At 74.0% G+C, this 13,855-nt stretch carries 10 protein-coding genes; all 10 read left to right on the top strand.

All coding sequences use genetic code 11. The features are described from left to right. Positions 1 to 458: 458 nt before the first annotated feature. Complete coding sequence (locus tag ACOJUF_RS01330; protein WP_420120063.1) at positions 459 to 887, top strand: hypothetical protein; 429 nt, start codon at positions 459 to 461, stop codon at positions 885 to 887. Then, positions 887 to 1,852, top strand: coding sequence for an FAD:protein FMN transferase (locus ACOJUF_RS01325; protein WP_420120062.1), 966 nt, complete (start codon positions 887 to 889; stop codon positions 1,850 to 1,852). Before ACOJUF_RS01330 ends, ACOJUF_RS01325 begins: the two co-directional genes overlap by 1 nt. Further along, positions 1,852 to 2,448: a ferric reductase-like transmembrane domain-containing protein gene (locus ACOJUF_RS01320; RefSeq protein WP_420120061.1), complete on the top strand. Its 597-nt coding sequence runs from the start codon at positions 1,852 to 1,854 to the stop codon at positions 2,446 to 2,448. Before ACOJUF_RS01325 ends, ACOJUF_RS01320 begins: the two co-directional genes overlap by 1 nt. After that, entirely contained in the window at positions 2,445 to 3,764 is a 1,320-nt protein-coding gene (locus ACOJUF_RS01315) for an SLBB domain-containing protein (RefSeq protein WP_420120060.1), read from the top strand. The genes ACOJUF_RS01320 and ACOJUF_RS01315 overlap by 4 nt, the downstream gene beginning before the upstream one ends. Then, a complete protein-coding gene (locus ACOJUF_RS01310; protein ID WP_420120059.1) occupies positions 3,761 to 3,967 on the top strand; it encodes a ferredoxin in 207 nt (68 codons plus the stop codon). The genes ACOJUF_RS01315 and ACOJUF_RS01310 overlap by 4 nt, the downstream gene beginning before the upstream one ends. Before the next feature lie 408 nt (positions 3,968 to 4,375). Then, the gene (locus ACOJUF_RS01305; protein ID WP_420120064.1) at positions 4,376 to 5,137 is read left to right on the top strand and encodes a DUF429 domain-containing protein; all 762 of its coding nucleotides are present in this window, start codon (positions 4,376 to 4,378) and stop codon (positions 5,135 to 5,137) included. Positions 5,138 to 5,908: 771 nt separating this feature from the next. Then, on the top strand, positions 5,909 to 8,893 hold the full coding sequence (locus tag ACOJUF_RS01300) for a tetratricopeptide repeat protein (protein ID WP_420120058.1): 2,985 nt from the start codon (positions 5,909 to 5,911) through the stop codon (positions 8,891 to 8,893). A 79-nt stretch (positions 8,894 to 8,972) separates the two neighbouring features. Beyond that, positions 8,973 to 9,659 carry a hypothetical protein gene (locus ACOJUF_RS01295; RefSeq protein ID WP_420120057.1) on the top strand — a complete coding sequence of 229 codons (687 nt, stop codon included), beginning with the start codon at positions 8,973 to 8,975 and terminating at the stop codon, positions 9,657 to 9,659. Beyond that, positions 9,656 to 9,874, top strand: a complete 219-nt coding sequence (locus ACOJUF_RS01290) for a hypothetical protein (protein ID WP_420120056.1) — start codon at positions 9,656 to 9,658, stop codon at positions 9,872 to 9,874. The genes ACOJUF_RS01295 and ACOJUF_RS01290 overlap by 4 nt, the downstream gene beginning before the upstream one ends. A 309-nt stretch (positions 9,875 to 10,183) precedes the next feature. Beyond that, on the top strand, positions 10,184 to 13,249 hold the full coding sequence (locus ACOJUF_RS01285; RefSeq protein ID WP_420120055.1) for a hypothetical protein: 3,066 nt from the start codon (positions 10,184 to 10,186) through the stop codon (positions 13,247 to 13,249). Positions 13,250 to 13,855 lie beyond the last annotated feature (606 nt).

The following is a 13,855-nucleotide window of genomic DNA, read 5'->3' as shown; positions in this document are numbered from 1 at the left end:
GGGGGCCGGTCGGGCGCCGGCCGGTCCGGGGGCGGACCGCCGGCGGGCCCGGCGCCTCCGGGATCGGCGCGATAGCCCTGACGGTCGGGCTGGCCCATGCCTCCACTCCCTCGGCCGCTGGCGATCACGCGGACGACCCGGCGGCCGGTCCCGCCCCGACCACGGCGGCCCCCGGCGCGCCCCTGACCCGCCCCGACCCCGCGCCGCGGACGTCCGCCCCCGCGGCTCCCTCCGATGCGGCCCCGGCCATCACCGCTCCGCCGACGCTGGCCCCGCCGCTGCGGACCCCGGCCGCCGGTTCGGGCCGATCCCACGCCCACTCGGGCGGCTCCTGACGTTCTCAGCGACCGAACGGACCGCGCACAGAGCCCGCACAGCCTGGCCCGTGATGGTGACAGGACGGCCGACACCGACAGCCTGACCAACCCTGACCCGACCACTGCAGAAAGGGGCGACCGATGACCACCTCCGATCCCTCGCCCGCACCCACGACCACCGGCCGCTGGCGGCAGCGGGTCCGGGCGCTCACCGCCGGGGTGGTGGGCGCGGCGGTGCTGGCCGCCGGGGGCGTCGCCGCCGCGCTGGCGACCGGCCAGGACGCCGCCGCGGGCACGACCACCTCGACCGCGTCGTCCGGCCTGGTCGACCCGGCCACCGGCGCCGGATCGACCACCGGATCCGGGACGGGATCCGCCACCGGTACCGGCTCCTCCGGCACCACCGCTGCCGGGGACACCAGCGGTTCGACCGGCTCGACCGGTTCGACCGGTTCGACCGGCTCGACCGGTTCCAGCGGCTCGACCGGTTCGACCGGATCCCTGACGGCGCCCACCCAGGTGCCGGGCGGCAGCTCCGGCCAGAGCCACACCACCTCGGGTGGCTCGTGATGACCGCGACCACCGCCGATCTCGCCGAGGGGGCCCGTCTTGACCTCGAGATCTGGTCCACCACCGCGACCCTGGTCGTCACCGACGGGGACCGCCTGACGCCGGCGCAGGCCGAGCTGCGGATCGTCCTGGCCGAGGTCGAGGCGGCCTGCAGCCGGTTCCGGCCCGATTCGGAGATCAACCGGCTCCTGGCCCGCCCAGGCCGCCCGGTCACCCTGTCCGCCACGCTCAACGCGGTGCTCGCCGCCGCCCTGCGGATCGCGTCGGCCACCGGCGGCCTGGTCGATCCGACCGTGGCCGCGGCCGTCGTCGCGGCCGGGTACGACCGGGACATCGCCGCCGTGCTCGACCGGGCCCTGGCCGGCGGGCGGTCGGATGCGGGCATCGCGCCCGGCGGCCCGGTTCCGGGTTGGGACCGGCTCGATCACGATCCGGCCGCCGCCCGGCTCACCGTGCCGCCCGGTGTCGGCATCGACCTCGGGGCGACCGCGAAGGCGTTCGCGGCGGACCAGGCCGTGGCCAGGATCGCCGAAAGGGTCGGCGGCGGCGTGCTGGTCGGCCTGGGCGGCGACCTGGCGGTGGCCGGCCCGGCCCCGGACGGCGGCTGGCGGATCGCGGTGGCCGACGACCACCGGGCGAGAGCGGCCGGCCACCAGACGGTGTCGATCACGTCCGGCGGCCTGGCCACCTCGTCGACCACCACCCGACGCTGGCCGACCGCGGCCGGCTGGCGGCATCACATCATCGATCCCCGCACCGGGCGCAATCCCGATTCCCGGTGGCGCACGGCGTCCGTCGCCGCCGCGTCGTGCGTGGACGCGAACGCGGCGGCCACCGCCGCGATCGTCCTGGGCGACGCGGCCCCGGCCTGGCTGGCCGAACGGCACCTGCCCGCCCTGCTGGTCGACGTCGACGGAACCACCCGCCCGGTCGCCGACTGGCCCCACCCGGAGGTGACGAGCTGATGGACGCGCAGATCCTCTGGTACGCCAGCCGGGCCACGGGGGCGGTGACCCTGGTGTTGTTCACCGCCGCCGTCGTCCTCGGCATCCTGACCGCGGGCCGGGCCGGCCTCGGCGGTCTGCCACGGGCCGGGTTGCAGCGGCTGCACCGCTCCCTGTCCCTCGTGGCCATGGCGTTCCTGACCGTGCACATCGTGACGGCGATCATCGACGGGTACGTCGACATCACCTGGTGGGACGTGGTCGTCCCGTTCGCCGCCGGGTACGACCCGTTCTGGGTCGGTCTCGGCACGGTCGCGGTCGACCTGATTCTGGCCATCGGGCTGACCAGCGCGCTGCGCCGGCACCTGCCGCTGCCGGTCTGGCGCGGGGTGCACCTGAGCGCCTACGCGATGTGGCCGATCGCCCTGCTGCACGGCTGGGGCGTGGCCGGTGGTGATGGGCAGCAGTCCTGGATGCTCGCCGTCGACGCGGTCTGCGTGGTCGCCGTGCTGGTCGCGCTCGGCTACCGGCTCCGTCCGGACCGGCACCCGGACACGCTCGCCCGCCGCGCCGGGTCGACGGTCCACCCCCGCGTCCGGTCGGAGGTCGGGCGATGAGCGCCACCGCCACCGGGCCGCGCGAGAGGATCGACATGCCCACCGCCGTCGCGGCTCCCGACCCGTCCGACTACCGCCGGCTGCTCCCGGGCCGGCCCGCGGCGGCCTGGTCCGACCACCTCGCGCGGCTCGGTCCGCTGCCGGCCCGCCGCCCGGCCGACCTGGTCACCGCGCTCGACGCGGCCGGCCTCCGCGGCCGGGGCGGGGCCGGCTTCCCGGCCGCCCGCAAGCTGGCCGCGGTGGCCGACGCCGTGGCGGCATCGCGCCTGCCGGCGGTGGTGGTGGCCAATTGCTGTGAGGGTGATCCGACCTCGGCCAAGGACGCCGTGTTGATCGACCGCTCGCCGCATCTGGTGATCGACGGCGCCCTCGTCGCGGCCGCGGCCGTCGGCGCCGACCGGGTGCTGCTCGCCGGCCACGAGGGATCGTCGGTGCTGCGGACACTGAGCCGGGCCCTGCCCCAGCGGCCGGCGCCGGCCGTCCCGGTCGAGCCCGTCGTGATTCCGGCCCGGTACCTGGCGTCCGAGGCATCGTCCCTGGTCCGCTTCCTGAACACCGGCGACGCGCGCCCGGCCGGCCGGCTCGCGCCGATCTGGCGCAGTGGCGTCGACGGCCGGCCGACCCTGGTGGCCAATGCCGAGACCCTGGCCCAGCTGGCGCTGCTCGCTCGGTTCGGCCCGGAATGGTTCACGGCGATCGGGTCGCCGGCCGAGCCCGGCACCGTCCTGGTCACCATCGGCGGGGCCGTGCCCCGGCCGGGGGTGATCGAGGTGCCCACCGGGACGCCGGTGCGTGACGTCCTGGCGTGCGCGGGGGCGGCGCCGGCCGGATGGGCACTGGTCGGCGGCCTCGCCGGCGGGTGGTTGGACCTGGGCCGGTCGTCCGGCGTCGGCTTCGACTCCGACGAGTTGCGGGCCGCCGGCGCGGCGCGCGGCGTCGGGTCGATCACCGTGCTCCCGCCACGGGCCTGCGTGCTGGCCGAGACCGCCCGCATCGTCGCCCACCAGGCGCAGGCCGGGGCGCGGCAGTGCGGGCCCTGCATGTTCGGCCTGCCGGCGATCGCGGACGACCTGGCCGGCCTGGTCGCCGGCGACCGGTCCGCGATGGGCCGGCTCCGCCGCCGCCTGCCGGCCGTCGACGGCCGGGGCGCCTGCGGCCATCCGGACGGCACCGTCGGTCTCGTCACGAAGGCACTGGCCGCCGTCGCCACCGAGCCCGGTCACCTGGAGCAGCACCTGGCCGGCCGCCCGTGCCGGGCGTCGACGGCGGTGCCGCTCACCGCGGCCGCGGCCGTTCCTGTCGAGAGGCGGTCGTGAAGGCCCGCACGCTGCGCGTCGACCCCATCGCCTGCCGGGCCCACGGGTTGTGCGCGGACGAGCTGCCCGAGGCGATCACGCTGGATGAGTGGGGATACCCGATCCTGCCCGGCGGTCCCGTCCCCCCGGCGCTGGTCCGCCGGGCGAAGGCGGCCGCCGCGGCCTGCCCGGTGCTGGCGCTGCGGCTCACCGCGGAGCAGTAGGCCGGCCTCCGGCGGCCTTTTCATGCCGGCCTGCGTGGTGCTTCCAGCCGGCCGGCGTGTTGCCTTTCCGCCGGCCTGTTGCTTTTCCGCCGGCCTGTTGCCTGCGGCCGGCTGGGGGTCCCGGTTCGGGAGCGCGGCCGCTCACCCTCGGGATCCGACCCGGTCGGCCGTCCGATGCGCGTCGTGGGGCGGTGTCCGCGGTGTTCAATGGTGGCGTCGCCGCCCCGGCCCCGGGCAGCGCCGGTTCGACGACATCCACACCAGCAGTCCAGGATGGCTGCTGGTGCGGATCTCGCCCGTCCCGGGCCCGACCCGGCCCGGGGCCGCGCCGGTCCGACGACGCCGGTCGTGCGGGACGGCCGCTGGTGCGGATCTCGCCCGGCCCCGGCCCGCCGGCCGTCCCGACGGATCCCCCGGAGGCCCCCGATCATCACCGCCGGAATCGATCTCGCGGCCTCGCCGGCGGCCACCGCGAGCGCCGTGGTCGTCTGGTCGGGCGGCGGCGCCCGGTTGGCCGGCGTCCGGCTGGGCGTCGAGGACGGCGACCTGCTCGATCTGGTGGCCGGCGCGGACCGGACGGGCATCGACTGCCCGCTGGGCTGGCCGGTCGCCTTCATCGACTTCCTGAACCGGCAGCGGAGGGGCGCGATCGAACTGGCCGAGGTCGACTCGGTGCCGGACCGGACGGCGATCGTGTACCGGCGGACCGATCTGGTGTGCTGGCACGGTGGGGATCGGCCGCTCAGTGTCGCCGCCGACCGGATCGCCCACCCCGCGTTGCGGGCCGCCGGCCTGCTCTCCGCGCTGGCCGGGCGCGGGCTCGACGTGGATCGGGCCGGGCGCGGCGCGGTGGTCGAGACCTACCCGGCGGCCGCCCTGCGCCACTGGGGTCTGCCGTCGCGGGCGTACAAGCGGGCGGCCAACGGACCGGCCCGCCGCGAGCTGGTCCGCGCACTGCTGGGCGCGGCGCCGTGGTTGACCGTGGCCGACGACGATCGGGATCTGCTGATCCGCTCGGACGACGCCCTCGACGCGGTCGTCTGCGCGCTCGTCGCCCGAGCGTCCCTGCTCGGGGCAGTGACCCGGCCGGCTCCGGCGGACGCCGAGATCGCCGCCGAGGAAGGCTGGATCGCCGTGCCGACGGGGGAGCTCTCGGACCTGGCCTGCTGACTGCGGGGTCGGTGGCGCGGCCGGTCGCAGCGGCGGGTTCGTCTCGGTGGGGCTGGCTCCTGGCCCGGCTCGAGTGAAGACGTGTGCCCGCTGAGCGGGCTCGGACCTTCACTGGGTGGCGCGTCCGTCGGGGAGGCGTCTCGAACTGGGCGGCGCGGGTCTTCGTTTCGCTCAGAAGCTCCACCCCGGTCGGGCGGTGGGTTCGTCTCGGTGGGGGCTGACTTGTGGCCCGGCTCGAGTGATGACTTGTGCCCGCTCAGCGGGCTCGGACCTTTACTGGGTGGCGCGTCCGTCCGGGGAGGCGTCTCGGACTGGGCGGCGCGGGTCTTCGCCCGGCCCGAGTGAAGACTTGTGCCCGCTCAGCGGGCTCGGACCTTCACTGGGTGGCGCGTCCGTCCGGGGAGGCGTGTCGAACTGGGCGGCGCGGGTCTTCGCCCGGTTCGAGTGAAGAGTTGTGCCCGCTCAGCGGGCTCGGACCTTCACTGGGTGGCTCCACCCGGGTCGGGCGGCGGGTTCGGCTCGGTGGGGCTGGCTCGTGGCCCGGCGCGAGTGAAGACGTGCGCCCGCTCAGCGGGTTCCGGGCTTCACTGGGTGGCGCGTCCGTCGGAGGAGGCGTCTTGAACGGGGCCACGCAGGTCTCGCCCGGCCCGACTGACAACCGGCGGCCGCCCAGCGGGCTCGAGTCTTCGCCCGGCGCCGCCCGCGCGACGGGCGACGTCCCCCGACGAGGAGGTGGAGCGGCCCGGGCGGGCCGACCCCTACGCTGACGCCATGCCGGTCCTGGCCACCAGACTGCGGGTGCCCGCCCGCCGGCGGGCGCTGGTGCCGCGGGACCGGCTGGTCGAGAGCCTGGCCGCGGCGGCGGCCTCGTCGCCGCGGCTCGTCCTGGTCTCGGCGCCCGCGGGCTTCGGCACGACCACCCTGCTGATCCAGTGGCTGACCTCGCCCGCGCTGGTCGATGCGACCGTCGTCTGGCTCGCGCTGGACCCGGCCGACGGCGACGTCCACCGGTTCCTGACCGATCTGGTCGCGGCGATCGGGATGGCCGCCCCGGAGGTCGGGGACCCGGCCCGCGCCCAGCTCGCCGCGGGTGCCCCCGCTCCCCAGGACGTGCTGGTCAGCCTGATCAACGAGCTGGACCTGCGCGCCGGCACCACCGTGATCGCCCTCGACGACTACCACCTCGTCGAGGGCGCGGAGGTCCATGAGGCGGTGACCTTCCTGCTGGACAATCTCCCGCCCCGCGTCACTCTCGCCGTGACCACCCGAGCAGATCCGCCACTGCCCTTGGCCCGCCTGCGGGCTCGGGCCGAGTTGGTCGAAATCCGTTCCGACGAACTTCGTTTCACTGCAGCCGAGGCGGAGTCCTTCCTCAACGAGGTGATGGCGCTGGGTCTGACGCCACCTCAGGTCGCCGCCCTGGGCGCGCGGACGGAGGGCTGGGCGACCGGGTTGCAGCTCGCCGCGCTGTCCGTCCCCGCGTCGCCGGGCAGCGGGACGGCGCCCGGGCCGGCCGCCGGGACCGTGGGCGGGGCGCACGGAACAACCGACCCCGTCTCGGCTTTCGTCGACGCCTTCGCCGGCAGTCATCGGTTCGTCCTCGACTACCTGGTCGAGGAGGTGCTGGACCGGCAACCCCCGGCGGTCCGCGACTTCCTGCTCGACACCTCGGTGCTCGAGCAGGTGACCGCCGACCTCGGCAACGCCCTGACCGGCCGGGCGGACGCGGCGGCGATGCTGGACGCGCTGGATCGGGGCAACGTCTTCCTGGTCACCCTGGACCGCGACACCGGTTGGTATCGCTACCATCACCTCTTCGCCGAGGCGCTGCGGGCCCGCCTGCACGCGGCCGGCCCGGCCCGGGTGGGCACGCTGCACCGGGCGGCCGCCCGCTGGTACGCCGCCGCCGGACTGTTGACCGACGCGGTGCCGCACGCCCTCGCCGCGCCGGACCCCGAGCTGGCCGGGGATCTGATGGAACTGGCGCTGCCCGAGCTGCGGCGGCTCCGGCACGACCGCACGATGCGCGACTGGCTCGCCGCGCTTCCGGACGACGAGAAGCGGCACCGCCCGCTGCTCGCCGCGGCCCAGGCCTGGGCCCGGCTGGCGGAGGGCCGGCCGGATGAGGTGGAGGCCTGGCTGGACGCGGCCGCCTCGGCAGCCGTACCCGCTCCGCCGTCGGCGCCCGTCACGCCGCCGTCCCCCTCCCTGGCGCCGTCCGCGCCACCGTCGCGGTCAACGCCGCCGCCGCTGTCCGCGCCACCGTCGCGGTCAACGCCACCGTTGCTGCCCGCGCCACCGCCGCTGTCCGCGCCGGCGGAGGTACCCGGCCTCGACCCCTGGCGTCCCGCCCGGGCCACGGAATGGCGGGGCCTGCCGGCGATGATCGCGGTGTACCGCGCCGCGGTCGCGCAGGCCCGCGGTGACGTCGCCGGCACCGTCGCCCACGCCGAACGGGCGCTGACCCTGGCCCCGCCCGACGACCACGGCGCGCGCGGCGCAGCCGCCGGATTCCTCGGGCTGGCCGCCTGGGCCCGCGGGGATCTGGCCACCGCGGTCACCACCTTCACGGACGCGGTCGGCCACCTGCGGGCGGCCGGCAAGGTCACCGACGAGCTGGGCGCGACCGTCGTCCTGGCCCAGATGGTGCTGGCGCAGGGCAGACCCGACGAGGCCGGCCGGCTCTACGAGCAGGCGCTGGCCGTCGCCGACCGGCCGGACGGCCCCGCGCTGAGTTCCACCGGTGACCTGCACGTCGGCCTGGCCGACGTGTTGCGGGAGCAGAACCGGCTGACCGCGGCGCAGCGCCGGCTGGACCGGGCGGCCGACCTTGGCCCGCGAGCATCGTTGCCGGAGAACCGGTTCCGGGCCGACGTGGCGGCGGCCGGGCTGCGCCGGGCGGCCGGTGACCTGGACGGAGCGGCGGAGCTGCTGGACCGGGCGGCGTCACGATTCCGGCCCGGCTACTTCCCCGACGTGCGGCCGGCCGCCGCCGCGCGGGCCCGGCTCGACCTCGCGCGGGGCCGGCTCGACGCGGCCCGGGCCTGGGCCCGCGACCATGCACCCCCGGCCGACGAGCCGCCCCGCTACCTGACCGAGGACGCGTGGCTGACGCTGGCCCGGGTGCTGATCGCCGAGGGCCGGGCGTCCGACGCGATCGTGCTGCTCGACCGGCTGCTCGCGGCCGCGGGCGAGCGTCCGGGCAGCGTGGTCGAGATCCGGCTCGTCCGGGCCGTCGCGCGGGACGCGGCCGGTGATCCGGACGCCGCGGCGGTCGACCTGGCCGCCGCCCTGACCGGTGGGATGCCGGCCGGCTACCGCCGATTGTTCCTGGACGAGGGGGAGCCGGTCCTGGCGCTGCTCCGGCGCACCGCCGGCTCGGCGGCGCCGCCGGTGCGCACCCTGGCCCCTCAGCTGCAGGCCGCGGCCCGCGAGCCCGCCCGGCGCGGCGGTTCCGCGTCCGGAGCCGACGGTGCGCCGGCGGGCGAACCGTCCGGGCCGGCCCCCGGCGGCGCGGACGAGCTGAGCCCGCGCGAGCTGGAGGTGCTGCGGCTCCTGGCGACGGAGCTGACCGGGCCGGAGATCGCCCGCACCCTGTTCGTCTCGGTGAACACCCTGCGCACCCACACCAAGCGCATCTTCGCCAAGCTCGGCGTGAGCACCCGGCGGGCCGCGGTGGCCCGCGCCGCCGACCGCGGCCTGCTGTCCCGGTCCGGCGCGCGCGGCAATCACCCCGCGGATCACATCATGCGGTGACGCGGTCTCACCCGGTCCGTTCCTACCGTCGGCGGACATCGGCCGGGCATCCGGCCCGCCGCCGCTCGGAAGGATCACCATGACCGTCACCGCCCGGGGCCTCGTCGCCGCTGCCGGCCTGTCCGCCGTCGTCGCCGGGACCCTGTTCATCGGGGTGCAGATCGGGCACCCGCACCTGGACGCCGCGTCCGTCGGGACCACCGAGGTGGTCGTCCGCAGCACGCTCAAGTTCCTGATGGCCGTGTTCGCGCTGGTCGGGATCACCGGGATGTACCTGAGCCAGATCCGGCGCAACGGGTGGCCGGGACTGATCGGGTACGTCGTGCTGTCCGCGGGCTACCTGTGCATCGCCGGGACGGCGTTCGCGTCGGCGTTCGTCCTGCCGCTGTTCGCCGGGACCGACCCGGCGGCCGTCGACGACATGATCGCGGTGGCCACCGGCCGGTCGCCCGCCGGCGACGTGGGGGTGTACGCGGTGGTCGCCCGGATCCAGGACGCCGGCTACCTGCTCGGCGGTCTGGTGTTCGGTGTCGCCCTGTTCCGGGCCCGGGTGCTGTGGCGGTGGGCCAGCGCCCTGCTCGCCGTCGGCGGTGTCGTCACCATCGTGCTGTCGCTGCTGCCCGACGCGTTCTACCGCCTGCTGGCCTTCCCCAACGGCATCGCCATGATCGGGCTGGGCCTATCGCTCTGGCTCGGCCGGGGCGCCGGCGACGCGACGACCGCACGGACCGGCGAGCCGGCCGGCCCCGCGCGGGCGATGCGGTGAACCCGGCCGGCCGGTCGTACACGATCCGGGTGGAGGGCCACCTGGACGAGCACTGGTCGGCCCGGCTCGGCGGCCTGGCGATCACCCACGATCCCGCCGGCACCAGCACCCTCACCGGCACCGTGGCCGACCAGGCCCACCTGCACGGGGTGCTCGCCGGGCTGCGCGACATCGGAGCGGTGCTGATCGCGCTCCAGGCCGGGGAGACGGGATGAGGAAGGCGATCGTCAGCCCGGCCCGCGCGGTCGGCTTCACCGCCGTCGCCGACGGCGTCGAGGACGGGCCCGCGTCGACGCCGCCACAGGCCGAAGGGGGCGACGTGGCCACTGATTCCACCTCGGCCTCCCGCGCCCATCAGGCGCGGGTGACCCGCCGCGTGCGGCCGCCGTGCGAGCGCTGGTGCGGTCGGGTTCCCCGGAGGAATGGCGACGGGGGCGGCTCGAGCCGGCAGCGGACCGCGGGTTGCCTCTTGCGTTGCCCTTTCGGGAAGGGCGCACCGGCGAAACCTGGCTAGCCTTCGATGAGTGGAGCGGAAGCACGAACCGGTGCCGCAGACGACCGCGCCCGCCGCCCGGCGCCCGGCAGACGGCGAGATCCTCGCACCGGTGCTCGGCCTGCAGCGATCAGCGGGCAACCGGGCCGTCTCGTCGATTCTGGCCGGAAGCCGCGCGAGCCGGGCATCGACCGTTCCGACCGTCACGAGCCTGTTGTCGGTTGCCTCCGGCGCGACGGTGCAGCGGCAGGGCAAACCCGAGAACGCCACCCCGGACGAGGCGCCCAAGGGCTCGAAATCCGGTGATGCGCTGCGAGCGATCGGTATCAGCATGGCCGAAGCCGATCTGAAGAAGCTGGACGAGCAATACCCGCACGGCGATTTCGTCCTCAACCCGGTCAAGGTGATCCTGCACGGCCGGTCAGGGACCGGTGCTGCGGCAGCGCGGCTGCAGGTCCGGCAGATCGTCGGTAAGAACTACACCCCGCGTTCCACGACGTACCTGGTCGAGACGGGGGCGGGGCGCGCGATCATCCTTGTCGGGGCCGACGGCGCGACCAGGCTTTTCGACGCCGGGAGCATGACAGGGGTCACGGCCGCGGCGGTCAACGCCCTCCGCGCCGCCGGTCTGGCCAAGACGCCGGAGCTGGTGAAGATCTCGCACACCGACACCGACCACCTGTGGGATCTGGAGGCAGTGGTCAACGACTGCGGCATGCCCAAGCCGTCGGTGCAGATCACCAAACAACAATTGAACGACCCCGGGCTGAAGGCATGGGCGGCCGTGCGGATCAACGCGGTCCGCAAGCAGGTCGTCGAGATCGACGTGACCGGCGAAGGTCTTCACGTCCATCGCGAAGTGTCCGGCGCGCTCCAGGGCACCGACCTGCGATGGGCCCCTGCCCATGGCGGGCTGTCGGGTGGGGGTACGAAGCGGTCGACCAACGCCGGTAGTCCGGTCTCGATCGTGCGTGACCTGCTCACCGGCGAAGTCCGGGTCTACACCGCCGACTCGGAGCCCAGCACGGTGATGAAGATGTTCGACTACATCCATCCGACCGCGATGCCGTACATCTTCGGCGAGGGCCAGCTCAAGGAGTTCGAACTGCCCCATCACGGGGGCGCGAACACCGAGACCCGCAAGACCGAGGCCGGCCTGAATTATCTGCGATTCCTGCGGCTGGCCTATGACGCCAGCGACGGGACGTCCACCTTTTTCGCGCAGACCGAGCCGCAGAAACTTGAGCAGCAGACCAACCACGTCCGCTGTTTGCACGCAGCCGGGTTCCCCATCGAAACCGTCCTGTTCCCGTCCGGCGGGTCGGGCGTCAAGAAGGTGTCCGGCGGTGTCGCCAGTCCGCTTGCCCTCACCGCGGAAGAACAGGCCCAGGTCGAGTCCAAGATGAAGCTGGCGGAATCGGCATTGATGAAGTCCCGCAAGGTCGCCTCCGGCGTCCAACAGATGCGGGCGGCCCTGGAGATCCAGATCGCCTCCGCCGAGGCGACCGGCTCGCCGGAGATCGCGAAGTCGGCCCGGGGGTTGCTCGATCAGCTCGGCAAGGAGGATGCGGCCCGGGTGGAGGCCACCAACGCCTGGTGGACCGCCGCGGCGGACGCGGTCAAGGCCAGCGGTGGATTCAACGCCACCTTCAACCCGGCCGGCTGCCGGACGGCCGAGGAGAAGCTCGGCAGCACCGAGATGATGAAGGCCGAGCGGCTCGGCGAATTCGAGCGCTCGGTGAACTTCAACTCCGCGATGATGGAATCCGCCGGCCGGGTCTACGAGCTGGCCCTCGGCATGACCGACGCCGTGCTCAAGCAGGACCCGGTCGCTATGACCGGCTTGAAGGCGCAGCAGGGAAACGCCTACCGCGAGGCCGTGCAACTGATGGGGTCGGCCAAGGTGCTGGAGACGGTCCGGGAGGCCTGGCGGACGGAGATGAGCAACTTGCAGAAGATGCAGGTCGAACTGTCCAAGATGAGTGAAGAGGCGGCCAGGGCCAAACGGGAGAACCGGATGGCGATGGCGTCGATGAGTGCTCTGGCCAAGCAGATGCAGGCGGAGTCGATGGTCCATGCCGCGAGCGAAGGACGGGCGGGCATCCCGAGGGGGCCCGGCGGCGACGTCCGGCAGGGAGCGCGGGTCGGCGCCGGCGCGATGGCCGCGCTCGAAGTCGTTCGGATGGTTCTGGAAACGTGGGCCAACATCAGAGCCGGAATGGCGGCCGCAGAGGTGCGGGCCGTCAAGAGAGAACTCCGCGGCCTCATGAAGTTGCAGTGGTGGCAGGACGTCGGGGCCAACCCGGGCGTTCAACTCCTGGACGACGACGACAATCCGCTCAACCCGGCGGTGACCGATCTCGGTGTGATCAACAAGATCATGGCGGGCGAGAAGATCGACACAATGGAGGTGCCGGCGCACCCACGGATCGTGATCACCTCGGTGACCTCCGCGGATCAGCAGATGGCGGTGTCGAAGCTGATGTTCAACGCCGTGAACCTGAACGATTTCCACAAGCTGCTCTTCGATGCCCGGGGGGCGCAGGACGAGCAGAAACGGCCGCCGATCGAGGCGACCGACGACGGCAAACAGTGGGGGGCCTACGTCTGGGACTTCAAGAAGAAGGACTACGTCCAGCAGGTCGATCAGAAGGCGTCGGAGATGCTCACGAAGGTCTATCAGACCTGTTTCGACAACAGCGACGCCGAACTGAAGCGCGATCAGCAGACGAGCGGGCGCAGCCTGGGCACGGTGGCCGCGAGCGGGCTGATCTACAAGACGCGCGACTTCTACACGTTCTCGCGCGGAGGCCGACGGAAGATGCACTTTCCCTTCGAGCCGGTCCTCTCGTTCTCGGCGAAGCGCCCGGGCAGCGGGGACGTCCAGGGCAAGGCTGCCGACGCCAGGACCTACGACTACCTGCGCCAGTTCGACTGGCCGGTCTTCGCCCAGGGGGCCAAGGACATCCGCCCGGCCGGATCCGGCGGGGGCGGCGTCGAGTACCAACCCAACGTCGACGGATACTGTTTCGTGGACGCCTCGGACGTGGAGCTGCGGGCCGTGCCCCCCGCGGACGTCCCGTCACCAGCCCGATGAGCTGCACCATCGAGGTCGCGCTCGTCCTCGGGTGGGGGCCGGACGGAACGCCGCCGGACCGGGGTGATGGCCTTCGAGGCAAGGACCGAAGCCCCGCGCAACCACGGCGTCGCCGGCCGGCGGGTGGTCGCGGTCGGCGCGGTCCGAGCGAGGGGTTCCGGACCCGGGTCGCGCACCGATCGGTGCTGGTCAAGCTGGCGGAGGATGGGGGATTCGAACCCCCGAGGGCGTTAACCCAACACGCTTTCCAAGTCGGCCAACCCATGTTCGCCGGCGGTCGTCATAGGCTCTGACCAGGTGAAATGCGGATCAGAGGACTCTCGGGGACATCAGGGAACGTAGGCAACTGAGACTGGAACTGAGACTGCGCCGGCCCGGGTTGGCCGGCGCAGCGCTGTCTAGCGACCTGTTCGGCGTGAACGCTGTTGGGTCCGGAACCAACACTGCTCATGTCGTAAAGCTGCAGGTGAATCCCCCCGGCATGTCCGGAGACTCCAGAGCTTGGGAAGGTTGGAGTCATGCCGGGAGATTCAACGAGGCGGTACCCGCAGGAGCTCAAGCAGCGGGCGGTGCGGATGGTCACGGAGATCGCGGGCGAGCACGAGT

This window comes from Nakamurella sp., assembly GCF_048594475.1.
Lineage (GTDB): Bacteria > Actinomycetota > Actinomycetes > Mycobacteriales > Nakamurellaceae > Nakamurella.
Note: the sequence above shows the minus strand (reverse complement) of the source record. Positions and strands in the feature narration are given on the sequence as shown.

Excerpts from the sequence above, each read along its gene's own strand:
- ACOJUF_RS01330 (WP_420120063.1), top strand. The coding sequence starts at position 459 with ATGACCACCTCCGATCCCTCGCCCGCACCCACGACCACCGGCCGCTGG.
- ACOJUF_RS01325 (WP_420120062.1), top strand. The coding sequence starts at position 887 with ATGACCGCGACCACCGCCGATCTCGCCGAGGGGGCCCGTCTTGACCTC.
- ACOJUF_RS01320 (WP_420120061.1), top strand. The coding sequence starts at position 1,852 with ATGGACGCGCAGATCCTCTGGTACGCCAGCCGGGCCACGGGGGCGGTG.
- ACOJUF_RS01315 (WP_420120060.1), top strand. The coding sequence starts at position 2,445 with ATGAGCGCCACCGCCACCGGGCCGCGCGAGAGGATCGACATGCCCACC.
- ACOJUF_RS01300 (WP_420120058.1), top strand. The coding sequence starts at position 5,909 with ATGCCGGTCCTGGCCACCAGACTGCGGGTGCCCGCCCGCCGGCGGGCG.
- ACOJUF_RS01295 (WP_420120057.1), top strand. The coding sequence starts at position 8,973 with ATGACCGTCACCGCCCGGGGCCTCGTCGCCGCTGCCGGCCTGTCCGCC.